This is a genomic window from Rhodococcus sp. G6(2025), assembly GCF_058628105.1.
The window spans coordinates 1,791,262-1,815,433 of sequence record NZ_CP179750.1 but is presented as its reverse complement, the minus strand read 5'-3'; the positions used below and the strand labels follow the sequence as shown (position 1 = coordinate 1,815,433).

Below are 24,172 nucleotides of genomic sequence, written 5' to 3'. Positions count from 1 at the left end.
ACGACCAGTCGGTTCGAGGCGACGACCAGTCGGCCGGCACTCACTACGGATCTCCAATCCTCTTCGAACCTATCGAGCTTCGGCGGCGATCCGACCCGGAATTTCGTGCGCGTGCGTCATCGCTGTTGCGGAGCAGATCCCATCGGCCGCCCGGTACTGCGGCCGAGCTGTGGCGATGTCGGTGACGGTGCCGCCGTGGATCACATAACGCAGGTGCCGCTCCGGTGTAGTGAGGACCGCGAGGTCCTGTTCCGGATCGCCGTCCAGCACGAGCAGGTCCGCGAGTGCGCCCGGGGCGAGGGTGCCGATCTCTCGCTCCATACCGAGAAGGCGCGCAGCGGTGCTGGTGGCGCTGCGTATCACATCGATGTTCGGCTGGACGCGCGCACGGATGGTGAACTCGTCGAGTTGGCGTGTCTGCAGGTCACCGAGCAGGTCGCTACCGTAGACCAGGTTCACTCCTGCCCGGTGGGCCTGCTCGAGCGCGGCGACGGCCGCGGTGCGTACCTCGTCGAGCTTTTTCAGTGATCCTGCGGAGAGGCCGGACGCCGCACCGGCCTCGTACATCGCCTCGTAGGTGATGATCGTCGGTACCAGGAAGGCGTCCTGTTCGACGAGCAGACGGATCGACTCGTCGTCGATGAGGTTCCCGTGCTCGACGCATCGCACCCCGGCCTTCAGCGCCTGGTTCACCGCGCGCGGGTGGTAGGCGTGCACCGTGACGTACCGGTTGTGATTCTCGGCCTCCACCACGGCGGCACGTATCTCTTCCGGCGTGTACTGAACTGCTGAAATCTCATCGGTCGGGGACGCGACCCCTCCGGAGACGACGAGCTTGAGATGATGCGCGCCCTTACGGAACTCGTCGCGGGCCGCGTGCCGCACGGCATCGACGCCGTCCGCGATGCGTCCGAAGTCCGGTTTGAGCTGACAGCAGGGCTGCGAGTCGTCGTTGAGAGAGCGGAAGTCGCCGTGCCCACCTGTCTGCGAAAGCGCCTTGCCGCCGAAGATCAGCCGCGGCCCGGGGGCCAGGCCCTCCTGCAAGGCACGTGCCATGCCATGGTCGGCACCACCGACATCGCGCACGGTGGTGAACCCACGACGGAGCATGTCGCCCGCCGACCGCAACGCCCTCACCGTCGCGTAGCCCGGCGTCCATTGAGCGCGATCGGCGGCATCTGTGGAGGTCACCAGGATATGCACGTGGGCGTCGACCAAGCCGGGCATGACGGTGCCCCCGCCCGCATCGATGACTCGAATGTCACCGGCCGTTGCCGGGGCTTGCCCCGCACCGCTGGCGGCGATCCGCCCGTCGGCGATGTCGATCCACACATTCTTCTGACGCTCTCCCGTCGAGGGTTCGAGCGTGTGGGCGTTTACTACCCGAGTGCGCATGGCGTCTCCTTGAAAGTTCTCGATAGTTGACGCGGCGGCAAGGAAGCGGTCCTCAGCCGCCGCTCGATGGGTGTCAGTGGACGGCGGGCACGTCGAGGCTGCGGCCCGAGGTGCGTGCGCCGAAGGCCACCACCACGGCTACGGCCAGGACCAGGGCGCCCACCAGGACCAGGAACACGTTGATCCATCCAATGCGCGCGAAAAGGTAGCCGATAGCGATCGGTGCGGTGATCGCTCCGAGACGGCCCACGGCCGAGGCTGTGCCCATGGCCGTGGCACGCACCGCGGTCGGATAGAGCTCCGCGGTGTACGTGTAGTACACGCCAGCCGCCCCATTCGTGAACGCCGCCAGCAGGGCGGAACCGAGCACGAGGACCGGCGTGGTGTCGGCGAAAGCCACGACGATCGCACCGCTCGTCGCTCCGAGTGCGTAGACGGCGAGGAGCCACTTCCGCTCCATCCGATCGATCAGCACGCTGGCGACGTAGTAGCCGGGAATCTGTGCGAGAGAGGTGACGAGAGCGATGAGGAAGGAATTCGTCAGCGTGATTCCCTTCTCCAGCACCAGAAGCGAGGGAAGCCACGAGGAGAATCCGTAGTTGACTCCGATCAGAATGAACCACAGCAGCCAGATCATGATCGTCGTGCGGGCTAATCCTCCTGTCCACAATCCGGCCAGCGGAGCGAGCACACCCCGCTGCGGGGCAACCGGGGGCGATGCGGATGCAGCACCCTTCGCGGTGTCGACGGTGACCGGTGGAGCCCCCGCCGGCGTGACGCCGGATTCGCGTTCCATCTTCTCGACCACGTCGGCCGCCTCCTCGATCCGGCCTTTGGCCAGCAGGTAGCGGGGCGATTCGGGGAGCTTGCGTCGCCACCACAGCAGCAGGACCACCGGAAGCGCACAGAGGACCGCGGCGATCCGCCATCCCACCGCGGGGTGGGGAGAGATGACCAACGGAGCGACCAATCCGGCGAGGACGTAGCCGAACGCGAGGAACCCGACGGTCCTGGTGACGAACTTGCCGCGGACACGAGCGGGGAGGAACTCGGAGATGTAAGGGGCGATGAGCGCGGTCTCCGCGCCGATTCCGATACCGGCAAGCGCACGCCAGATGAACAGCTCCGGCAGGGAGGTCGCGGTGCCCATTAGCAGGCTGCACGCGCAGAAGATGAGCAGCGACGTCATCATCAGCTTCCGTCGACCGAAGCGGTCGGCGAGAACACCGGCAACCAGCGCGCCGATCAGATACCCGAAGAAGATCGACGACAACAGCCATCCGCCGACCTCGGAGGGGATGTGCCAGATGATGATGAGCGCGGAGAGCGCGTAGCCCATGAGGGCGCCGTCGAACGAGTCGAAGGTGTAGCCGAGGCCGCCCATCAACATCAGACGCCGGTGAGGTTTCCCGGGTTCCAGATTGTCCAGTCGCGCCAGGAGGGCAGCGTTTTGCGTTTCTGTCGCACCCGCAGAGGTGGTCATGTCGATCTCCGTTCACCGTCGTTGCGGCGCAACATTAGATGCATGACGGTGATCTGTGCAACACTTTGTTTCATGAGCGTGCTCACGATCCTCACCCTTCACGTGCCCCGGGAACGCAGCGGCGACGTCGTCCGCTACTACGCGAGGGCTCGCATACTCGAGGAGTCAGGAGCCGTATCGGCCCAGCTCTGCGTGACATCGGACGATCCCGGCACCGTGGTCGTCGTCGCGAGATGGCCTGATACGTCCGCGTACGAGGCCTGGCAGGCAGCCCCCGCACGATCAGAGTTCTCGCAAGGAATCCTGGACGCTGCGGGTGATAGCGTGACAGCGACCAGCGAGGTGTTTCAGGTCGCCATCGACACTTGAAAGCCCATGTCGTAGATCCAGTGGAAGAGGCGCTCCGAGGTGACGGTTGGGACGATGCTCGCGCAACGGACGGAACGTGCAACCCTGGGGGCTCAGGCAGACCGGGTCCTCCAGGTTCTCGCGCAAATGCCGCAGTTCGCCTCCTACGCGTCCGCGCGCGAAGTCGCCGAGCGCGCCGGGGTGAATGTCTCCACCGTCGTGCGGACCGCCCAACAACTCGAATTCGAGGGGTGGAGCGACCTCAAGAAGGCGCTCCGCGCCGAATACCTCACCTCACTCGTCACAACGAGCCCCGAGCGCCCCATGTCAACTGATGCCGCCGCGCAAATGCTGAGGCAGGACGCGGCAAACCTCGCCACCGCCTCGTCCGCGGCCAACATCGCTGCCATCAAAAGCGTCGCTGAGGCGATCAACGCGGCTCGCCGCATCGTCGTGATCACCACCGGATCCGGGGCAGGCCCCGCTCAGGTCCTCAGTTACCTGGCATCCATCTACGGATATGACATCCACGTCGCGGCAGGCCCCGCAACGTCGCAGGCAGTATCGGTGTCGCAGATGGACGAACGTGACTGCCTCATCGTCATCAACGTGTGGCGCCTCACTCGTGCACTGCGTGGACTGACCCGACTTGGACGCGAGAGGGGCGCGTCCATCGCCGTTCTCACCGACCTGCACTCGTCTCCCCTCAATGCGTACGCCGACCACGTCGTGATCACCCCGATCGAAGGCATCAACGCGACCCCGTCGCTGACAGCCATGGTCGCTGTCGTGCATGCCATCCTCGCCCAGCTCGAAAGCTCCGGTGCACGCTCCTCGGTCGGACGCATCGAACAGGCCTGGGAAACTCTCGACCTCATGGACGATCAGCCCTAGGGCGCCGCACGCAAGTCGTCGCAGCCACCAATCATTTCGACCATGGTGGTCGACGGCCTGCCCACCTTCGAGTCCCATGCCCTTCGGCGAACCTGCGGGGTAAACCGGCCTCGACGCGGGCGATGAGCGCTGGGCAGCGAGCTTTCACGTACCTCTTGCGATCCGTCGCAGCCGCCGATCACCGCAGACGTGATCCGAGCCCTGCGGTCCACCACCCCGGCCACCGTGACGCCGCCACGTCGTCGGCGTCGCAGCCGTCTTCCTCGCCTCGGCCGCATCCTCCTACGTCACCGGCACCGCCCTGTCGGTCGACGGTGGATGGCTGTCCCGATAACACCGCGACCACCACTCGGAGGATATCCCGCGGCATCGACCCTGCAGAAGCATCCCCTGGACCCCGCCGACACGGAGTTGGTCGCGTCGGCTTCGAATCTTGGGAGAGCTCTGCCTGAACTCGACGGCACCACCAAATCTTCCCTGCGCACATCGAATCGTCACGCTGATGAACGACAACGAGATAGCGGTCGAAGGCATCGCGCCATTCGAGGCCAAGCCCGCGAAGACCGGTCTCCATCTGCCATTCGGCTCGCAAACCAATCATATCGACGCGTGCCTCGGCGTGTTCTGTCCCGGCGGGCCGAGGTTCATCGGCAACACTGGAAATTCTGTTGTGGTTGAGTACATCTGGCTGAGGATGGATGGCGCCTTCGGCACCGTGAAGGTCAACGGGTCGCTCAGGGCGAGAGGATGGTCGCCACCCACAACGTGGTGAGATGGTGCCGACGGTTCATGACGCCGCACGGTGGCGGGATCGGCCCCACGTATCGGCAGTTCCGCTTCTCCCCATATTTCGCGCTGGCCCAACGAGACTGCCGATACCAACCTCTTCATGGCTGGTGAGGTGTTCGCCAACCTCGACGCTTTCAGGAAGTTCTGAAGAACCCAAATCCGTTCGAGTGTGTCCCGGATCGAAGTTCGATGACGAGACCCCCGGGGGGGGAACCCCGTTCGCCTCGGCCACTGCGATTCCCGGCGTCGGGGTCAACCTCGGCGGATCGGCGCAGGCGGTCACCCGATGGCCGAGAACGGCAGCTCCCTCCGCCAGCTCACCTCTGCGCGGTCGATCACAGCCCGTTCTACCTGTGGATCACTGGAAGTAGGACGCATAGTCGCTGAAAGGAACCTGGCCGGTGGGGCTCGAGTGTATTGCGTCGGCGACCGGCGACGGGATGGGAGTCCAGTGGGCAGGCATCGCGGCCGCCAGGGAAGGATTCAATATGTAGAGCAGGGCAAAATTCACTATCCAGAGCGGCGGCGCCATCGACATGCCTACCTCCGAACTCACACCCCCCTTGGTGTTCGTCACCAGTTGAGCTGCGCCCGAAATCTGTTGCGCTGCGAAGCCGTAGACCGCTTGCACCGTGTACGCCGACCGGTAGAGCGCTATCAAGGTTCCTGTCGCATCGTTGTTCCTCAACCAGGTGCCCACGAACCCACCGGGAGCGATCAACGAGTTCACCTGCCTTGTCGGGGCGTCCGCGTTGGCCGGACTCTCCAGCAGTCCGCTGGTGTTCACGTAGAGCCCGTAGCTGGCCAGAACCGACGGTGTGGGGTGGCCATCGACGTTGGAATACACGGGACGGCCGTTCGTGTTGGTGAGGATCTGGGCGCATGCATCGATCACCTCGGCGGCTTCGCGGCTGCCGCCGACTCCGCCGCCGCTGAGGAGGTCGCGATACTGCTGTTCGGATAACGCGTCGGCCCTGGTGAGCCCCACCTGGCCGGCAATCTCGTCCGCCGCTTGCTGACCGAGTGGCTGGTTGAGCTGCCCAGGGTTGGTCACCTGCGTCGGAGCCAGGCTCTCGTAGCCGGGTGCCCCGGCGAAGGGGATCGCGAACCCGGTGTCGACGGTGTCTGCCGCTGCCGGGTCTGCGCTGGCTGTCTGGGTCGCCGTCAGGGAGAAAATGCACACTCCCACCAGTGCCAGTACCGAGATGGTCCTGCGAGGGGAGGTTGCTCCGCGTCGATGGCCCGGACCCGCTAACCCTGTGCCGCGCATACGTCAACCTCCCGGAACACCATCGGGCGAGCCCACACCAGCTTGCGTTCCAGTCAAGCGCCGTGATCAATGCCGTGTCAATCCCTCCCGACTACGAGTCCTTCACCTCGGTCTCGATGACCCGAGTGCCGCCATCAAGGGCGGCGATCACGTTCGGAATATTGACCCTGACGAGCTTTCGACGAACCTCGACCGCGTCGTTGTTTCGCATCCCTCGATCGAACCATTGCAATCGGCTGCAACGTTTATTGCACGCGTCATATCTCCCTACATTCATGACCCGGGTTACACGAGGCACGAACCGTTCCGACGCCGCGGCGCGATCGAGCGGGCTCGACGTAGCCGGCGACAACGGAGAAACCAAGGGAGTGCAATGGCGCTGAACAAGAACTCGCTACTGAGCGCGTATCGGAAGATGTCCGAGATCCGAGCGTTCGAAGACCGCCTACACGAAGAGAACGCCACCGGCGACATCCCCGGCTTCATTCACCTGTACTCCGGTCAGGAAGCCATTGCCGTCGGCGTGTGCGAGAACCTGCAGGACACCGATTACATCGGATCCACCCACCGCGGCCACGGGCACTGCATCGCCAAGGGGTGCGACCTCCACGGGATGATGGCGGAGATCTTCGGCAAGGACGACGGCCTCTGCCACGGCAAGGGCGGTTCCATGCACATCGCCGACCTGTCCGTGGGCATGCTGGGCGCGAACGCCATCGTCGGCGGGGCACCCTCCCTGGCCATCGGCGCGGCGCTCAGCGCGAAGACACTCCGAAACGGCGGCGTCGCGGCGTCGTTCACCGGCGACGGCGGTTCCAACCAGGGAACCGTCTTCGAAGCCATGAACATGGCTGTCGTGCTCGACCTTCCCATCATCTTCGTCACCGAGAACAACGGATTCGGTGAGGCCACCGGACGGGACTACGCCGTCGGCGCACCCAGCATCGCCTCCCGCGCGGCATCCTTCGGCATGCCCGCCGTCACCGTCGACGGGACCGATTTCTTCGCCGTGTACGAGGCGACCCGTGAGGCCGTCGAGCGTGCCCGGATGGGAGGCGGACCCACGTCGATCGAGGCGATCGCGTACCGCTGGCACGGACACTTCGAAGGTGACGCGCAGCTGTACCGCACCGCGGATCAGGTCGCGGAACTGCGCAAGACGAAAGACCCGCTGCTGAACTTCCGCAATCACCCGGACAGCAGGAAGGTGTCCGCGAAGGAGCTCGACGCGATCGATTCCGACGCACGAGCCCGCGTGGACGACGCCGTCGCGAAAGCCCGGAGAGCCGAGTATCCGCCGTTGGCAAACCTTCTGACCGACGTCTACGTGTCGTACTGAGAGTGAGAACAGAAATGACAACGTCGAAGACGACGTACCGCGAAGCAATCAAGGCCGCGCTCGCCCAGGAGATGGAACGCGATGCGACGGTAGTGCAGATCGGTGAGGATCTGCGTGGTGGTCAGGCGGGGACCAACCCGGAACTCGAGTCCGGGAAGCTCGAGGCGTTCGGTGGTGTGCTGGGTGTGACCAAGGGCTTGTGGACCGAATTCGGTTCCGACCGGGTCATCGACACCCCGATCACCGAGTCCGCGATCATCGGCATGGCGGCCGGCGCCGCGTTGACCGGGCTGCGTCCGGTCGCCGAACTGATGTTCATGGACTTCTTCGGGGTCTGCTACGACGCCCTCTACAACCAGGCCGCGAAATTCCGATACATGTTCGGCGGGAAGGCCCGCACCCCACTCGTGGTGCGCGGCATGATCGGCGCCGGATTCTCGGCGGCGGCGCAGCATTCGCAGTCCCCGTACAACGTGTTCGCCGCGGTCCCCGGCCTCAAGGTGGTAGCCCCGTCCAACGCGTACGACGCCAAAGGCCTTCTCATCCAGTCCATTCGCGATGACGACCCGGTAGTGTTCTGCGAGCACAAGACGCTGTACGACCTCAAGGGCGAGGTGCCCGACGAGCCGTACACCATCCCGTTCGGCGTAGCCAACTACACCCGGGAGGGCACGGACGTCACCATCATCGCGCTCTCGGCCATGGTGAATGCCGCCAACACGGCCGCCGACAAACTTGCCACGGAGGGCATCTCCGTCGAAGTGGTCGACCCGCGGACCGTCTCACCCCTCGACGAGGAGGGCATCCTCGAATCCGTCGCGTCCACCGGGCGGGTGGTGATCGTCGACGAGTCCGCGGCACGATGCGGATTCGGCCACGACGTCGCAGCGCTGATCGCCACCAAGGCGTTCGGCTCGCTGAAGGCACCGATCGAACTGGTCACCCCACCGCACACCCCCGTGCCGTTCTCCCCCGTGCTCGAACAGGCATGGCTTCCCGACGCGGCGCGCATCGAGGCCGCGGTACGCAAGGTGGTGACCGCCTGACCATGAGTGACATCAAACTGATCGAAGTTCCCAAATGGGGCCTGTCCATGGACGAGGGCACCGTCACCGAGTGGTTGATCGACGAAGGAACGTCCTTCTCGAAGGGTGATCTGATCTGCGAGATCGAGACCAGCAAGATCACCAAAGAGTTGGAGGCGCCGTTCGACGGAGCGCTGCGGCGCATCGTCGCCAAGCCCGGTGCCACGTTGCCGGTGGGTGCGGTCCTGGCCGTGTCGGCCGACGCGGCCGTCTCCGACGCCGAGATCGAGGAGTTCCTGACCGGCCTCGGAACGGATCACGTCTCCGCATCCGAGCCCGAGCGGTCACCGGGTGGACAGCTCATCCCCGAGGAACCGTGCGTGACATCCACACCGTCGACACCGGCGGCGCAGGAGTCGACGAGGACTCCCGGCACCACCACCGTCCCGGATTCGCTACGGGGACAGACGAATGGTGACGTGTTCGCGACACCACACTCTCGCCGATTGGCAGGTGAGTTGTCGATCGACCTGGGCCGTGTGACCGGGACCGGCCGCGAGGGCCGGATCTCCGTCGCGGACGTCCACGACGCGATTCGGTCGGCGGGTGGAACCGTCGCGGAAGCACCGTCTCCGACCCGATCGGGTGTGCCCGGACGCTCGTCCGAGGACGACGGCGGTGTCGACGCGACACCGGTGGCGCGTCGACTGGCGAAGTCCCTCGGCATCAATCTGCACGATTGCCGGGCCACCGGTTCGCGGGGACGCGTCTGCGAGGCGGACGTCCGGGAAGCCGAACGGACGTTCCGGCTGCTTCCCGATCCGGTGGCGGCGTCCACTGGCGTAGCGGACGCCCCGCAACACGCGGCACCCGAGTTCGAGACGATCCCGTTCAACTCGATGCGCAAGGCGATCGGGCAGCGTCTGCAGGAATCGAAGCGCAACGCTCCGCACTTCCGCCTCACCGTGGACCTCGAGATCGACAATCTCCTCGCACTGCGCAAGGAGATCAACGCGACCGTGCCCTCGGTCAAGCTGTCGGTCAACGACTTCGTCGTCAAGGCGTGCGCGGCGGCGCTGCGCAAGGTACCCGACGTCAACGTCCAGTTCGACGAAGCGGCCCAGTCGGTGCTGAGATTCTCCGCCGCCGACATCTCGGTGGCCGTCGCCTTACCGTCGGGACTGATCACGCCCATCGTTCACGGAGCCGAGAGCAAGAGCCTCGCCGAGATCTCCCATGAGGTCCACACATTGGTGACGAAAGCCAAGACCGGCAAGCTGACCCCCGAGGAGTTCCAGGGCGGCACGTTCACCATCTCGAACCTCGGCATGTTCGGTGTGCGCGAATTCGACGCGATCATCAACCCACCGCAGGGCGCAATCCTCGCCGTCGGTGCGGGGCAGCAACGGCCGGTCGTCGTCGACGGTCGGGTGGAAGCCCGCACCGTGCTGACCGTGACCCTCTCGTGCGACCACCGGGTGATCGACGGCGCCCTCGGCGCGACGTTCCTGCAGGAACTGCGGCGCCTCGTCGAGTCACCCGCGTTGATGCTGGTCTAGGGAGTATTGATGACTGACAAATACGACGTCCTGGTGATCGGAAGCGGCCCCGGCGGCTACGTCGCCGCCATCCGTGCCGCGCAGCACGGACTCCGCACCGCGGTGATCGAACGGGACCGGCTCGGCGGTATCTGCCTCAACTGGGGGTGCATTCCCACCAAGGCGCTTCTCCACGGCGCCGACGTGGCCCACACGCTGGCGAATCTGCGTCCCCTCGGATTCTCCACCAGCGGTGTGGAATTCGACATGGCGCAACTGGTCGAATTCAGCCGTGGGGTGTCGGGCCGATTGTCCGACGGCATCGGATATCTGATGAAGAAGAACGGTATCGACGTGATCACCGGCACCGCACGCCTGACCGGAAAGGGCGTGGTGGGGGTTCGCGAGGGCGGCCCGGACTCGGCGTCGCCGCTCACCGAGTACCGGGCCGATCACATCATCCTGGCCACGGGTGCGCGCCCGCGGTCGGTGCCCGGGGTGACACCGGACGGCGGCCGGGTCTGGACCTACTTCGACGCGCTGGTTCCCCCGGAGCTTCCGAAGTCGTTGCTGGTCATCGGCTCCGGCGCCATCGGCGTCGAGTTCGCCAGCCTCTACCGCGATCTGGGCAGCGAGGTCACGCTCGTCGAGCTGGCACCGCAGATCATGCCCGTCGAGGACGCCGCGGTGGCCGGTCACGTGCGCCGGCAGTTCGAGAAGCGCGGGATCGCCATCCACACCGGCGCCTCGGTATCCGAACTCACGGTCGGCGCGGACTCTGCAACCGTGACGGTGAGATCGGCGGACGGGACCCTCGGACAGCACGTCGTGGACCGGGTCCTGGTCGCCGCCGGCATCCAGGGCAACGTCGAGAATCTCGGACTCGAGGACCTCGGCGTCGACGTCGACCGCGGCTTCGTCACCACCGATCAGTGGTGCCGCACCACCGCATTCGGGATCTACGCCATCGGAGACGTCGCCGGCGCCCCGTGCCTCGCCCACAAGGCCGGCCACGAAGGCGTGCTGTGTGTCGACAAGCTGGCGGGCGCCCCGCACGTGACCCCGCTGGACAAGGACTATGTGCCCGGATGCACGTACGCCCGGCCCCAGGTTGCCAGCCTCGGCCTCACCGAGGACCAGGCGCGGGCGACCGGTCGTTCCCTGCAGATCGGGCAGTTCGATCTGCAGGCCTCCGGCAAGGCACTCGCCATCGGTGAAGCCGACGGCTTCGTCAAGACCATCTTCGACGCCGACAGCGGCGAGTTGCTGGGCGCCCACATGGTCGGTCCCGACGTCACCGAGCAGATCCAGGGTTTCGGCATCGCCCGATCTCTGGAGGCAACCGGTGACGATCTGGCGGAAGTGATCTTCGCGCACCCGACGCTGTCCGAGGCCATGCACGAATCGGTCCTGTCGGCGCTGGGTCGCCCGATCAATATGTAGCAATCCCGCCGAGCCGTGGTCGCCCTCCGGCACCGCGGTTCGGCGGAACCACCCCCAGGAATCGACACGTGACTGCCACACCAGGATCATCGTCCGCTGCCGCGCAGGCGCCGCGCGGCCGTAAGCTGCTTCGACTGGAGATCCGGAATGCGGAGACTCCGATCGAACGCAAACCGAACTGGATCAAGACGAGAGCGAAGATGGGCCCGGAATACTCCGAGCTCGAGAGCCTCGTCAAGCGCGAGGGTTTGCACACCGTCTGCGAAGAAGCCGGCTGCCCCAACATCTACGAATGCTGGGAAGACCGCGAGGCGACCTTCCTCATCGGCGGGCAGCAATGCACCCGCCGCTGCGACTTCTGCCAGATCGACACCGGCAAACCCGACGACCTCGACCGCGACGAACCCCGCCGCGTCGCCGAATCCGTCCAGGCGATGGGACTGCGCTACTCCACCATCACCGGCGTCGCCCGCGACGACCTCCCCGACGGCGGCGCCTGGCTCTACGCCGAAACCGTCCGCCTGATCCACCAGCTCAATCCCGGCACCGGCGTCGAACTGCTCATCCCCGACTTCAACGCCAAGCCCGAGCAACTCGCCGAGGTGTTCGCCACCCGCCCCGAGGTCCTCGCCCACAACGTCGAAACCGTCCCCCGCATCTTCAAGCGGATCCGGCCCGCGTTCCGCTACCAGCGCAGCCTCGACGTGATCACCGCCGCCCGCGAGGACGGACTCGTCACCAAGTCCAACCTGATTCTGGGAATGGGCGAAACCCCCGACGAGGTCACCCAGGCGTTGCACGACCTGCACGACGCCGGCTGCGACATCATCACCATCACCCAGTACCTGCGTCCCTCGCCGCGGCATCACCCCGTCGAGCGGTGGGTCAAGCCCGAGGAATTCGTGGCGCACTCCACCACCGCCGACGAGATCGGCTTCGCCGGCGTGATGGCCGGACCCCTCGTCCGCTCCTCCTACCGCGCCGGCCGACTCTACGCGCAGGCGATGGCCCACCACGGCCGCCCGCTCGCGGACTCCCTCACCCATCTCGCAGCCGTCCGACCCGACAGGAGTGTCAACCCGTGATCAACGATTCCGTCATCGAAGACGCACAGGTCATCGAATTCGCCTGTCGCTGGCTGCCGTACGGCGGTGGCACCACCGGTGATCTCCTCGTCGAATTCGGTATGACACCCGCGTGCTACGTGGCCCGGCTCCGCAAGATCCTCGCCGGACCGGCCGGTCAGTGCCTCGACCCGCAACTGCGCGCCGACCTGGGCCGGTTCGTCGCCGTGCGATCGGCGAGGAGTTAGACACCGGGAAGGTTCGTCACCCGGCGACGTGCACGTCGACACCGTCCGCGAACCGATACGGATGGGTGGACAGAATTGGGCCGAGGCTCTTCCGGAGACGGGAGATCTCGGCGCGGACGGCCACCACGTGGTCGCGGTCACCGAACAGCACCGCACTCAATGACGCGGCATCGATTCCAGCGAAACCCGTTTCGGCAAGCACTCGCAGGATCTGCGCGTGGCGGGGTGAGAGCGCTCGGGTCCAACTCGTGTCGCCTCGCACCGTTGCTCGCGGGGTGTCACCGAGATCGAGTTCCAATGCGATGGTCGTCGGTCTGCCTCCGCGGCGCACCAGCCAGCCGTCACCGAGCGGTTCCGGCATGCACACCCCCAACCCGGGCACGAGCAGGGGCGTGCCGAGACGCGGGGGCACCAACCGGTCGGGAACGGCCAACCCGCGTGAGTCGGCGACCCAGCCGTGCCGGTCCACCACGACGGCAGGCCCTGCGGTCGCCCCGAGCACCGGTGCGGCATGACCGCGGAGCTTCTCGAGAGTGATCGTGTGCTCCTGCCACAGTGTGGCCTCGGCCAACCGGACCGCCGTCTGCACCAGTGCCACCGTCGTCGGATGAACCGACATCGCCGAGCCACTGATGTCGACGACGCCGAGCACCTCACCGCTACGTGGATCGTGCACCGGAGACCCGGTACACGACCACCCGCAGTGCGACCGCGCGTAGTGCTCTGCCGAGAACAGCTGCACGGGAGCATCTTCCACCAACGCTGTTCCGATGGAGTTCGTGCCCACCGCCCCCTCGGACCACCGGGCGCCCTCCATGAACCCCAGCGCGTCGGCGGCCTTTCGCACGCCGCGCGACCCTTCGCGCCACAACACCACCCCGTCGGCGTCCGCGATCACCACGATGAAGTTCGCGTCTTCCGCCACCGGTGTCAACGTGTTGCGAAGCTCGGGAAGGACCGATCGCAGAGCAGTTCGCGTACGCCGGGCCTCGACCTCGGCGTAGTCGGCGAGCACCACGTCCTCGCAGCGGTCGGGGCTGACCCCGTCCGCTTGTAGCCGCGACCACGATCGGCCGACGACGTCGCGCGGCTGCGCGGGCGGTTGCCGTCCCGAGAGAACGGCATCGTGCACTTGACTCAACAACCTCGCGTGCCGGGGTAGATCGACGCCCGAGCCGACCGCGGGAAGGCGGTGCCGAACCGAACCGGAAGTACTCACCCGGCCGAGCCTACCGGGGATGCGGACGCCGAACCAGGGGCGGTTCCCCCATTTCCATTGGGGGCGAATGCAATCGACGGTCTACTCGACCACACTGCAACCGAGTGCAACCCTTGCAACCGCGCCGTGGAGAATGCTTGGCTCATCTGTGAGGACGATCACAACAGGCAGGAGTCAGGGATGAGCATCAAGGGCAAAGTCGCTCTGGTCACCGGCGCGGGGCAGGGCATCGGACGCGCGACCGCATTGCGATTGGCGTCGGACGGCGCCGACATCTCGCTCGTCGACGTCAACGGCGACCGGGTCGATGCGGTGGCCGACGAGGTCCGCGCGGTAGGAGCGAAGGCGATCTCACTGGTCGCCGACGTGACGGACCGCGATCAGGTGCAGTCCGCTGTCGACCGGACCGAGCGCGAACTGGGCGGATTCGACATCATCGTCAACAACGCCGGAATCGCCCAGGTCAACCCGATCGCCGACGTGACACCGGAGGAGGTCTCACGCATCCTCGCCGTGAACGTCGAAGGCGTGCTGTGGGGTATCCAGGTCGGGGCAGCCAAGTTCCGGGAACGGGGACACGGCGGGAAGATAATCAACGCCTCGTCGATCGCCGGCCACGAGGGATTCCCGATGCTCGGCGTGTACTCGGCGACCAAGTTCGCGGTCCGCGGCCTCACCCAGGCCGCGGCGAAGGAGTATGCGTCGGACGGCATCACCGTCAACGCCTACTGCCCCGGCGTCGTCGGCACCGACATGTGGGTCACCATCGACGAACGCTTCGTAGCCCTCACCGGCGCGCCGAAGGGCGCCACGTTCGAGAAGTTCGTCGGCGGCATCGCCCTCGGTCGCGCGCAGACGCCCGAGGACGTCGCCGCGTACGTGTCGTATCTCGCCGGACCGGATTCCGACTACATGACCGGGCAGGCGGGACTGATCGACGGCGGCCTGGTGTACCGATAGGCCGCCACTCGCAGCGGGGTTTCACACCCCGATCCGCGGGTAGACGGACGTAGGGTGATGCGACAGCGCGTCCGGGGACGAAAGGGGCAGCCGTGGACGTCGACGACCTGGTCGAGCGCACCGGTCGGTTGCGGTTCGATCTGCAAGCACTCGAAAACCGCATCAAGGAGTTGACCGACGCGTTCGACCTGCTCGACAGCACAAGCGACGGCGCCTCGCGGGAACAGGTGATCGACAGCCTCAGCGATGCTCGGCTCGACCTGAGCACCGCGGACAGGCACCTCGAGACCGCGGTGCGTAACGCCGAGAGACTGTCGACCGGCTGAACCCTGCGTCGGATGACGGGCTCGTCATGTCGTCGACCCCCGCGCACCCCAGACAACCCGATCCCACCAACTGCTGAGCGGACTGGGGTCCGGCCACCGGGTGGGCTCGTCCTCGCGCAGTTCCGTTACTCGACGTTGCGCATTCTGATTCGATGTTCCGCCTTCTTCTCGACGCACAGCTCTGCACCTCCCGAATTCCTGCGCGCCCGTCACGGCGGCGGGCGCGGCCCACTGTGCAATCCGGAATTTAGCACCGCCGCGTCCGAACGACCAGCTTTCCGACGCAGTAACCACTCGATAACGGCCGTCCAGGTTTCGGCGAGCAGCATCGAAACTGGCACTCACTACCGCCGAGTGCTAAATTTCTTCTGCACAGTGGTGGATGCGCTCGCCGAGGTGGCGGGCCATTTTGACGATCATGGGAGGTGTGTTGCTGTGCTGCGTTCCGATCGACTCGCCGAGGCTCGGCCGATGACCCGATCTTTGCTGGAAGTCCACAACGGATCGTCGCGACACAATCCCGACGGCTCCCCGGCACGATTCTCCCGGCTCGCCAGTCCACAGCACCTGCGGGGCGAACGCTGGAGCGACATCTCGGTCATGCTGGGAGCCCTGTCGATAGTGATGTTCTGGATGTTCGGATTCGGCGTCGTTCTCGGCGTCTGCGCCATCGCTGCCGGCATCGCCGCCAACCGGCACCCTGCCGTCGAAGGAAGCGAGCCGAAGTCCCTGGAAGCACTGCTGGGCATTCTCACCGGCGCTTTCGGAATCGCCGTCGGCACAGTCTTTCTCACCGCGGCGCTCCCACACCTCTGACATACGCCACAAATCTGGCCCGACACCCGTCGAGTATCCACTCGCGGGTGCCGGGCCAGACGACGGTTGATCGGCCGGGGCCGATCAACCATGATCAGTCGAGGTCGAACCGGTCGAGGTTCATCACCTTGTTCCAGGCAGAAACGAAGTCCTGCACGAACTTCTGCTGCGCGTCGTCGGTGGCATACACCTCGGCGAGAGCACGCAGTTGCGAGTTCGAACCGAACACGAGATCGACGGCGGTGGCGGTCCACTTGGCGTCACCCGTGACACGATCGGTGCCCTCGTAGACGTTCTCGGCCGAGGCCGCTCCCTTCCACACCGTACCCATGTCGAGGAGGTTGACGAAGAAGTCGTTGGTCAACGCCTCGGGCCGGTCGGTGAAGACGCCGTGCTTCGTTTGGCCGAAGTTGGCGTTCAGTGCACGCAGGCCACCGACGAGAACCGTCATTTCCGGAGCGGTCAAGTTCAACATGTAGGCCCGGTCGACCAGAAGCGCCTCGGCAGGCAACTTCTCCCCCGCTCGGAGGTAGTTGCGGAACCCGTCGGCCCTCGGCTCGAGCACGGCGAACGACTCCACATCGGTCTGCTCCTGTGTGGCGTCGGTACGACCCGGCGTGAACGGGACCGTGATGTCGTGACCGGCGTTCTTCGCCGCCTTCTCGACCGCCGCGGCACCCGCCAGAACGATCACGTCCGCGAGTGAGACCTTCACTCCGCCGGACTGCGACGAGTTGAAGTCCTGCTGGATCTGCTCGAGGGTCTGCAGGATCGTGGATAGCTCGGCGGGGCTGTTGATCTCCCAATCCTTCTGCGGCGCAAGCCGGATCCGCGCCCCGTTGGCGCCGCCGCGCATGTCGGTGCTGCGGTGGGTGGCTGCCGAGGCCCAGGCGGTGGACACCAACTGGGAGATGGACAGGCCCGAGTCGAGGATCTTGCCCTTGAGCGCGGCGATCTCGCTGTCCCCGATCAGCTGGTGATCGACCGCGGGGACCGGGTCCTGCCACAACTGCGCCTCCGGCACCCACGGGCCGAGGTAGCGCGTGACGGGTCCCATGTCGCGGTGCAGCAGCTTGTACCAGGCCTTGGCGAACTCCTCGGCGAACTCCTCCGGGTGGTCGAGCCAACGCCGGGTGATCTTCTCGTAGGCCGGGTCGATGCGCAGCGAGAGGTCCGTGGTCAGCATCGTCGGAGCACGTCCCGCCGACGAATCGAACGGGTCGGGAATCGTGCCCGCGCCTGCGCCGTCCTTGGCGGTCCACTGCCAGGCACCGGCGGGACTCTTGGTCAGCTCCCATTCGTAGCCGTACAGGACCTCGAGGAAGCTGTTGTCCCACTTCGTCGGCGTGGGGGTCCACACGACCTCGAGACCACTGGTGATCGCGTCCTTGCCCACGCCGGTGCCGTAGGCACTCTTCCAGCCCAGGCCCTGCTGCTCGATCGGGGCGCCTTCCGGTTCAGGACCGACCAGGTCGGCGTCGCCTGCGCCGTGCGTCTTGCCGAAGGTGTGGCCGCCTGCGATCAGCGCAGCGGTCTCCACGTCGTTCATCGCCATGCGGCCGAACGTCTCCCGGATGTCGCGGGCGGCTGCCAGCGGATCCGGCTGGCCATTGGGCCCTTCCGGGTTCACGTAGATGAGACCCATCTGCACGGCCCCGAGCGGACCGGACAGTTCGCGATCGCCGCTGTAGCGCTCGTCGCCCAGCCAGGTGTCTTCCGGACCCCAGTACATCTCCTCGGGCTCCCAGATGTCCTCGCGGCCGAAGCCGAACCCGAAGGTCTTGAACCCCATCGACTCCAGGGCGCAGTTGCCGGCGAAGACGAGGAGGTCCGCCCACGAGATCTGCTTGCCGTACTTCTGCTTCACCGGCCAGAGCAGCCGGCGGGCCTTGTCGAGGCTCGCGTTGTCGGGCCAGCTGTTGAGGGGGGCGAAACGCTGAGCGCCCTGACCGCCACCGCCGCGACCGTCCGCGATGCGGTAGGTGCCTGCGGCGTGCCAGCTCATCCGGATGAAGAGGCCGCCGTAGTGGCCGTAGTCGGCGGGCCACCAGTCCTGCGAGGTCGTCATCAGATCGATGACGTCGCGCTTGAGTGCCTCCACGTCGAGCTTGGCGAACTCCTCGGCGTAGTCGAAGTCCACGCCCATCGGGTTCGACTTGGACGTGTGGGCGTGCAACACCGACAGCTCCGGCTGGTTCGGCCACCAGTCGCGGTTCGTCCTCGGGCGGTGCGCCGCCGGAGTGGGAGACGGGATTACGGGGTTTTCACTTTCACTGGTGCTCTGAGTATTTCCCTCATGAGCGACCGGGCAGCTATCGGACACAACATTCCTTCCGGGAGAGACCAAACTGGGCTGTGGTCATGGGTTCGATCGAGAAGTCTGTGAAGTCGAGCAGTCGGGGCACAGACCCCAGTAGATGACCTCGGCCTCCTCGACGAGGAAACCGTTGTCGTCGGACGCGGTCAGGCAGGGCGCCTCACCGACGGCACAGTCGACGTCCGCAATGACCCCACACGACCGGCAGATGACGTGGTGGTGATTGTCTCCGACCCGCGACTCGTACCGAGCAACGGAGCCGGGCGGCTGAATCCGCCGCACCAATCCCACAGCGGTCACTGCGTGCAGCACGTCGTACACGGCCTGCCGGGACACCCCTTCCAGAACGGTGCGCACCGCTCCGAAAATCGTCTCCGTATCGGCATGTGGACGCGCGTGCACGGCCTCCAACACCGCGACCCGCGGGCGGGTCACGCGAAGCTCAGCCCCGCGCAGCAGCGCTGCGTAATCCGGCATCGACGGCACCCAACCACTATGACTTACTTTTCTGGACTCAGCCAAGACTTTGCGGAAACAATTTGCCGTGACTTCGACTCACGCACAACTAGCCCGTTGGCCGACCACGGCTCCGACGAACTCTTCAGGGAAGCTCGAAGGTGACGACGCCCGAGGGCCTCGAATCCGTCGAAGACAGTCCGATCGTGCCGCCCGACGGCACGAGGGAGAGTCCGCCACCTCCGCCACCCGGTGGCTCGTTCGCCTCGCCGGTGCCACCGATCCGTCCCCCGGCGGCGCCTCCGCCGCCGCCGTACCAGCCGGCCCCGCCACCGCCCCCGGCCCCGATCCCGTCGCCGACGGCCTCCGGGAGCGTCGCACCGGAACTTCCTGCGCTGCCGCCGTATCCGGGACCACCGGCAAGACCCGCCGGGCTCGACCCGTCGGATCCGAACACGCGCTGTCCGCCGCCTTCCACGAACGAGCCGTAGCCCCCTCCCGCCGCGATGACCAGCGGCAGTTCGATTCGATGCGGAACCAGCACGCTCGACCTTCCGGTGTCGAGGACGACAGCCGAAAGCCCTCCCCCGTCACCGCCGTTCACGTTCGGCGGAGTGGTGTTGCGGCGCCAGTCGGTGGTTCCGCCGCTGCCACTCCCGAACCCGCGAAGACCGCCAGCCGGCGGCGGAACCCACCGCCGCGGCCATACCGAGACGCCGCAGCTTCGACACCGACCCCATACGCTCACCCTCCCCGGTCGCGCACCGGCCCTGTGACCGGTTCCCACTCGACTGTAGCCGCGCATAATGATGCCGGGATGAAAAGAGTTCCGTCGGACCCTAATCCGGCCCGGCGCCGCCCGGGGAGACGATGCCGTGATCGAAGGCGTACACGATGGCGGCCGCGCGGTCGCGGAGATCGAGTTTGAGGAAGATGTGCCCGACGTGACTCTTCACGGTCACGCCCGAGATACCCAGCTCACGGCCGATCTCACTGTTGCTGTGCCCACGCCCGATGAGCGCGAGCACATCGAGTTCCCGCGCAGTCAGCTCGGTGAGGTGGTTCCGGCCCCCGTCGGACGACGGCGCGACGGTGCGGTACGTGGCGAGAACGCGTCCGGTCACTGCGGGGTCGAGGCAGGCGCCGCCCTCGGCGACGGTGCGTACGGCGCGAATCAGGTCCTCGGCGGGCGAATCCTTGAGGATGAACCCTGCCGCACCCGCGCGGAGCGACCCGGACAGCAGTTCGTCGTCGTCGAACGTGGTGAGCACCAGCACCGGCGGCGGCTGCGCTCCCGACCGGAGATCGCGGGTCGCGCGGATACCGTCGACCTTCTTCATCCGGAGGTCCATGAGCACGACGTCCGGGGTGTGCTCCGCCACCGCGCCCGGCACCTCCGAGCCGTCGGCGCATTCGCCGACGATGATGAAGCCGTCCTTGCGCCGCAGGATCCGGCGCAGCCCCGACCGCACCAGTTCCTGGTCGTCGACCAGCAGCACCCTGATCTCCGGGCCCGTCACGACAGTCCCGGGATGTGACGGAGAATCGCCGGCCGGCAGGAGTCTCGGGGCAATGGAACCGCGGCGTGCACCGACCATCCCCTGCCGTCCGGGCCGGCGCGGAATGTGCCACCGAGCAGCGCGGCGCGCTCACGCATGCCCCGCAGACCGGAACCGAGTGAGCCGTTCGGTGGGGTCACCCGACCTCGGGTCGGGTTGCGGATATCCAGCGTCACGCGTTCCGGCTCGATCGTCAGTCGCACGTCGGCACTGGCGCCGGGTGCATGTTTGGCGACGTTTGCCAGCGACTCCTGCGTGATGCGGTAGATGCCGAGACCGACTGCGCCGGTCACGGCAGAGAGGTCCCCGCGCATGTCGAAGGCCACCGGCAGACCCGCACGGCGGAAGTCGTCGATCAGATCGGGAAGATCGGCGACACCCGGCTCGGGACGGGTGCCCGCCGGACCTGCGTCGAGCAACCCGACGGTGCGCCGGATGTCGGCCATCGCCTGCCGCCCGAGTCGCTCGGCGTCGGAGAGCGCGTCCACTGCGTCGTCGACGTCGCGGTCCTGCTCGAGCGCGCGGCGGGCCGCGGTCAGATGCAGCAGCGTGATGCTCAGCGAGTGGGCGATGACGTCGTGAACCTCGCGAGCGATTCGCTGGCGCTCACGGGTGGCGGCCTGCTCGGATTGGATCGCCTTCGAGGCCCGCTCCTGATGAAGGAGGCGCAACTGTGTGAGCATCAGGTAGCCGAAGGCCCAGCCCAGCACGACTCCGGCGAGAGCGTAAGGCGCACCGTCGAGTCGGCCCGTCAGTGCAAACGCAGTCAGGACTGCCATCGCGGCAGCCAAGGTGGCGAGACTGACGGCCAGTGATGCCGTTGCCGCGACCTCGGCGGTGAGGATCACCAGGATGAGCGGCGCGAAGTCGAACGCGGTGTCGGGCTGCTGCAGAAGCAGCAGTGCGGCCGCCGCGATGACGACAACGGCCAGGAACGGACGCGGAAGCACCGCTCCCGGTCTGATCATGTCTCCCGCAACAGGGGTCACCGCGGCGACCAGGCCACACAGCAGGACCCACCCCGGCGGCACGAAGCCGTCGCGTTGCGCGACAGCGGCACCGGCGATGACAACGACGGCGATGTGCGCGAACACCGGCACAGCGAGCGGATAGTCGTACTCACTCTCCGCCACGCGTCGACGAAAAAATGCCGTCACCTGCACACGACCAGCGTAGGCGAAGACCCACCCACACCGCGTCCTCTCCGGAGCGGAGATCCCTCCGCCCACGGTAGGAGACGAGAACGCGACCGTGGCACGGCGAAACCGCTGCCGCGGATCCGTAGCGTTGCCGTCATCAACGAAACTACGGAGGTGGCCGAGATGTCGTGGAACGATTTCCGTGCACGCCGGGCGGTACTGGAAGAAGTCCTGGGGCGGGCGCACGCCGACCCCGCACAGGCGTTGCGGTTCGACGAAGTACCCGGCGCGATCGAGCTTTTCGGCTCGGCCGACAACATCCTTCTCGCACTTCAGCACCGGTGGAGCAACCACCTCGCGGCCCGCCTCGACCAGGCGGTCGAGGACGGCACCCCCCTGAATGCGACGTGGAAAGCGCTGGCCGCCGAGCAACCGGCGTTGCGCGCGCTCCTCGACACCGCGGCCGCCTCCTCCCTGCGGTTGCGCGGGTCCCAACGCGCGGAGCAGCGGATGATCGAGGCTCACCACACCGGTCGTCTGTCCGGGCAGCGGATCGAGCAGCGGCCGATCGGCGCGCGAACGCCGACGATGACCCCCGCGTGACAGACGGGCGGCCAGTGCATCCCTACGGCTGCGCGAATGCCGCCTCGAACGCGTCGAGCGCGTCGTCCGGATCGTTCTTCGCCCACCCTTCGAGTCCGACGACGCCCGTGTAGCCGAGGTCGCGGAGGGCGGCTGCGACAGCCGGGTAGTGGATTTCGCCGGTTCCGGGTTCGCAGCGTCCGGGGACGTCGGCGACCTGGATCTCCCCTATGTAGGGCAGCGCCTTTCGGACGAGTTCGATGAGGTTCCCCTCGCCGATCTGGGCGTGATAGAGATCGAGATTCATGCGCAGGTGGGGGTTGTCGACCGCCCGGACGAGAGCGAGAGTGTCGGCCGCGGTCGCGAACGGGGTGCCGGGATGATCGACGGCGAGGTTGAGGTTCTCGAGCGTGAACACCCGCCCCGCCTGTTCGCCGAGTTCGGCGACCTTCCGCAGAGTGTCGGCGGCGGTCAGCCACATTGCGGGCGTGACCGTTTCGACCGGACGGACGGGCAGTCCCCGGTTGTCCAGCCCGGTTCCGTGCAGATTCAGTCGCGGGCAGTCGAGCCGCTTCGCGACGTCGAGGGACTGCTGCGCCGTGGTGAGCAGAGCCTCGATGCCGTCAGCTTCGGTGAGGTTGCCCTCCAGATAGCCGGTCATCGAGGAGAATTCGGCGCCGCCGGCGGCGAGAGCGTCGATGTCTTTGGTGGACCAGTCCCAGATCTCGACCTGGAGACCGCGTTCGGCGATGCGGTGGACGCGGTCCAGGAACGGCAGGTCGAGGTAGAGCATTTCGGCGCTGGCGGCGAGCGCATAGGTGGTCATCGGTGTCACCGGTCCAGGTCGACGGCGGAGCCCGTCTCGACGCTGCGGACGGCGGCGAGTGCGATCGACAGCGCGGTGCGGGCGTCGTGGCCTGTGACGACGGCCGGTGTGTGGGTGCGGATCGCGTCGACGAAGGCGGTCAGTTCCCCCACGTACGCGGAGTGCAGGAGGTCGGTGTCGCGGCGCGCGGTGTCGGCGTGCAGGCCGTCGGGGCCGTAGTACGTCATGTCGGTGCTGAGCCCGCTGCCTGCGGTGATCATGCCGCCGGAGCCGAACACCTCGGCGCGCACGTCGTATCCGTACAGCGCACTGAAGCTTGCCTCCGCCGTGGCGATGGCGCCGTTGTCGAACTGGACCGTCACCACTGCGGTGTCGAGGTGGCCCGAGCTCTTGGCGTCCGGTCGTACCAGGGCGTCGGCCACGGCGTGCACCCGCACCGGGCGTGCGCCGGGGTTGAGGAAGCAGAGGGTGTCGAAGTCGTGAATGAGCGTTTCGAGGAAGATCGTCCACTGCGGAACGCGTGCCGGATCGGCGGTGTACGGCCCGGGATCGCGGGTCAGCGAACGCAGCAGCTGCGGGGTTCCGACCTTCTGCGCGTCGATCGCGGCGCGGGCGGCGGCGAATCCGGGAGCGAATCGGCGATTGAACCCCACCTGCAGGACGATGCCGGCGTCGGCGGCCGCCGCGATGGCGCGGTCGGCGTCGGCGAGGGTCACTGCCATCGGCTTCTCGACGAACACGTGCTTGCCGGCGGCCGCGGCCGCGACGACCAGATCCGTGTGGCTTCGCGCGGGGGCGGTGATCAGCACCGCATCGACCTCGTCGCTGGTGAGGACGTCGTCGACGGTCGCGGTGGCGATCGGCGCTCCCAACGCGGTGGCGAGGCGCTGCGCGGACTCGCCGACCGGGTCGCTGACGGCGACGAGCGACGCCCCGGGGACCAGGCGGGCCACGATCTCCGCGTGATTCGAGCCGATGCGTCCGGCACCGATCGTCGCGATGCGGACCGGGTGGGAAGCGGGCGCCGTCGAGTGGACGGTTGCGGCTTCGCTGAGTGACATGGGTGCGCTCCAGTGCAGTGGAAGGGTGGAGGTAGAGGAGAACTAGTACGTTCTAGTTCTAGACCGTAGGACTCG

The 24,172-nt window shown here is 66.7% G+C and carries 24 protein-coding genes and 1 pseudogene; 14 read left to right on the top strand and 11 right to left on the bottom strand.

Going from position 1 to position 24,172, the window contains the following annotated elements; translation table 11 throughout:
- Positions 1-69: 69 nt before the first annotated feature.
- Entirely contained in the window at positions 70-1,395 is a 1,326-nt protein-coding gene (locus ACLIVD_RS08365) for a metal-dependent hydrolase family protein (RefSeq protein ID WP_283333367.1), read from the bottom strand.
- A gap of 73 nt (positions 1,396-1,468) precedes the next feature.
- Positions 1,469-2,878, bottom strand: a complete 1,410-nt coding sequence (locus ACLIVD_RS08360) for an MFS transporter (protein WP_491932252.1) — start codon at positions 2,876-2,878, stop codon at positions 1,469-1,471.
- Positions 2,879-2,950: 72 nt separating this feature from the next.
- On the opposite strand from ACLIVD_RS08360, the gene ACLIVD_RS08355 reads away from it, so the two are divergent.
- The 4 genes and pseudogenes from ACLIVD_RS08355 (at position 2,951) to ACLIVD_RS08340 (ending at position 4,892) form a co-directional block, all read left to right on the top strand.
- Complete coding sequence (locus tag ACLIVD_RS08355; RefSeq protein WP_283333365.1) at positions 2,951-3,247, top strand: putative quinol monooxygenase; 297 nt, start codon at positions 2,951-2,953, stop codon at positions 3,245-3,247.
- A gap of 39 nt (positions 3,248-3,286) precedes the next feature.
- The gene (locus ACLIVD_RS08350) at positions 3,287-4,120 is read left to right on the top strand and encodes a MurR/RpiR family transcriptional regulator (RefSeq protein ID WP_317570057.1); all 834 of its coding nucleotides are present in this window, start codon (positions 3,287-3,289) and stop codon (positions 4,118-4,120) included.
- Positions 4,121-4,373: 253 nt separating this feature from the next.
- Positions 4,374-4,454: pseudogene (locus tag ACLIVD_RS08345) on the top strand (SDR family oxidoreductase); the annotation flags it as partial.
- 168 nt (positions 4,455-4,622) lie between these two features.
- Positions 4,623-4,892 carry a hypothetical protein gene (locus tag ACLIVD_RS08340; RefSeq protein WP_317570056.1) on the top strand — a complete coding sequence of 90 codons (270 nt, stop codon included), beginning with the start codon at positions 4,623-4,625 and terminating at the stop codon, positions 4,890-4,892.
- Positions 4,893-5,267: 375 nt separating this feature from the next.
- On the opposite strand, the gene ACLIVD_RS08335 is transcribed toward ACLIVD_RS08340, so the two are convergent.
- Positions 5,268-6,179 (bottom strand): hypothetical protein, encoded by a 912-nt coding sequence (locus ACLIVD_RS08335; RefSeq protein ID WP_283333362.1) that lies wholly within the window; start codon positions 6,177-6,179, stop codon positions 5,268-5,270.
- Between the two features lie 373 nt (positions 6,180-6,552).
- Here ACLIVD_RS08335 and ACLIVD_RS08330 point away from each other — a divergent pair, with 373 nt between their 5' ends.
- The 6 genes from ACLIVD_RS08330 to ACLIVD_RS08305 all read left to right on the top strand — a co-directional run bounded on the left by ACLIVD_RS08330 (position 6,553) and on the right by ACLIVD_RS08305 (position 12,836).
- The gene (locus ACLIVD_RS08330; RefSeq protein WP_317570054.1) at positions 6,553-7,518 is read left to right on the top strand and encodes a thiamine pyrophosphate-dependent dehydrogenase E1 component subunit alpha; all 966 of its coding nucleotides are present in this window, start codon (positions 6,553-6,555) and stop codon (positions 7,516-7,518) included.
- Between the two features lie 14 nt (positions 7,519-7,532).
- A complete protein-coding gene (locus ACLIVD_RS08325; protein ID WP_105423492.1) occupies positions 7,533-8,564 on the top strand; it encodes an alpha-ketoacid dehydrogenase subunit beta in 1,032 nt (343 codons plus the stop codon).
- A 2-nt stretch (positions 8,565-8,566) separates the two neighbouring features.
- Positions 8,567-10,102: a dihydrolipoamide acetyltransferase family protein gene (locus tag ACLIVD_RS08320; protein ID WP_317570053.1), complete on the top strand. Its 1,536-nt coding sequence runs from the start codon at positions 8,567-8,569 to the stop codon at positions 10,100-10,102.
- 9 nt (positions 10,103-10,111) lie between these two features.
- Positions 10,112-11,524, top strand: a complete 1,413-nt coding sequence (lpdA, locus tag ACLIVD_RS08315; RefSeq protein WP_491932251.1) for a dihydrolipoyl dehydrogenase — start codon at positions 10,112-10,114, stop codon at positions 11,522-11,524.
- Positions 11,525-11,592: 68 nt separating this feature from the next.
- Positions 11,593-12,609 (top strand): lipoyl synthase, encoded by a 1,017-nt coding sequence (gene lipA, locus ACLIVD_RS08310; protein ID WP_491932250.1) that lies wholly within the window; start codon positions 11,593-11,595, stop codon positions 12,607-12,609.
- A complete protein-coding gene (locus tag ACLIVD_RS08305; RefSeq protein WP_283330949.1) occupies positions 12,606-12,836 on the top strand; it encodes a hypothetical protein in 231 nt (76 codons plus the stop codon). The genes lipA and ACLIVD_RS08305 overlap by 4 nt, the downstream gene beginning before the upstream one ends.
- A 16-nt stretch (positions 12,837-12,852) precedes the next feature.
- Here the strand turns inward: ACLIVD_RS08305 and ACLIVD_RS08300 are convergent, their stop codons facing one another.
- A complete protein-coding gene (locus ACLIVD_RS08300) occupies positions 12,853-13,968 on the bottom strand; it encodes a GAF domain-containing protein (protein WP_491932249.1) in 1,116 nt (371 codons plus the stop codon).
- A 267-nt stretch (positions 13,969-14,235) separates the two neighbouring features.
- Between ACLIVD_RS08300 and ACLIVD_RS08295 the strand changes: the two genes are divergently transcribed.
- The 3 genes from ACLIVD_RS08295 to ACLIVD_RS08285 all read left to right on the top strand — a co-directional run bounded on the left by ACLIVD_RS08295 (position 14,236) and on the right by ACLIVD_RS08285 (position 16,157).
- A complete protein-coding gene (locus tag ACLIVD_RS08295; protein ID WP_491932248.1) occupies positions 14,236-15,015 on the top strand; it encodes an acetoin reductase in 780 nt (259 codons plus the stop codon).
- 92 nt (positions 15,016-15,107) lie between these two features.
- Positions 15,108-15,341 carry a hypothetical protein gene (locus ACLIVD_RS08290; protein WP_105417380.1) on the top strand — a complete coding sequence of 78 codons (234 nt, stop codon included), beginning with the start codon at positions 15,108-15,110 and terminating at the stop codon, positions 15,339-15,341.
- Positions 15,342-15,812: 471 nt separating this feature from the next.
- Entirely contained in the window at positions 15,813-16,157 is a 345-nt protein-coding gene (locus ACLIVD_RS08285; protein WP_280780699.1) for a hypothetical protein, read from the top strand.
- Between the two features lie 94 nt (positions 16,158-16,251).
- On the opposite strand, the gene katG is transcribed toward ACLIVD_RS08285, so the two are convergent.
- From katG to ACLIVD_RS08260, 5 genes are all read right to left on the bottom strand, one after another.
- Positions 16,252-18,480, bottom strand: a complete 2,229-nt coding sequence (katG, locus tag ACLIVD_RS08280) for a catalase/peroxidase HPI (protein ID WP_280780698.1) — start codon at positions 18,478-18,480, stop codon at positions 16,252-16,254.
- Positions 18,481-18,516: 36 nt separating this feature from the next.
- Positions 18,517-18,960, bottom strand: a complete 444-nt coding sequence (locus ACLIVD_RS08275; protein ID WP_005243590.1) for a Fur family transcriptional regulator — start codon at positions 18,958-18,960, stop codon at positions 18,517-18,519.
- A 115-nt stretch (positions 18,961-19,075) separates the two neighbouring features.
- Positions 19,076-19,474 carry a hypothetical protein gene (locus ACLIVD_RS08270; RefSeq protein WP_491932247.1) on the bottom strand — a complete coding sequence of 133 codons (399 nt, stop codon included), beginning with the start codon at positions 19,472-19,474 and terminating at the stop codon, positions 19,076-19,078.
- Between the two features lie 295 nt (positions 19,475-19,769).
- A complete protein-coding gene (locus ACLIVD_RS08265; RefSeq protein WP_280780864.1) occupies positions 19,770-20,429 on the bottom strand; it encodes a response regulator transcription factor in 660 nt (219 codons plus the stop codon).
- A gap of 17 nt (positions 20,430-20,446) precedes the next feature.
- Positions 20,447-21,622, bottom strand: coding sequence for a sensor histidine kinase (locus ACLIVD_RS08260; RefSeq protein WP_280780696.1), 1,176 nt, complete (start codon positions 21,620-21,622; stop codon positions 20,447-20,449).
- A gap of 180 nt (positions 21,623-21,802) precedes the next feature.
- Between ACLIVD_RS08260 and ACLIVD_RS08255 the strand changes: the two genes are divergently transcribed.
- A complete protein-coding gene (locus ACLIVD_RS08255) occupies positions 21,803-22,231 on the top strand; it encodes a hypothetical protein (protein ID WP_283351680.1) in 429 nt (142 codons plus the stop codon).
- 22 nt (positions 22,232-22,253) lie between these two features.
- Here the strand turns inward: ACLIVD_RS08255 and ACLIVD_RS08250 are convergent, their stop codons facing one another.
- The gene (locus ACLIVD_RS08250) at positions 22,254-23,036 is read right to left on the bottom strand and encodes a TIM barrel protein (protein ID WP_283351679.1); all 783 of its coding nucleotides are present in this window, start codon (positions 23,034-23,036) and stop codon (positions 22,254-22,256) included.
- 5 nt (positions 23,037-23,041) lie between these two features.
- Entirely contained in the window at positions 23,042-24,097 is a 1,056-nt protein-coding gene (locus ACLIVD_RS08245) for a Gfo/Idh/MocA family oxidoreductase (protein ID WP_491932246.1), read from the bottom strand.
- Between the last annotated feature and the right edge of the window lie 75 nt (positions 24,098-24,172).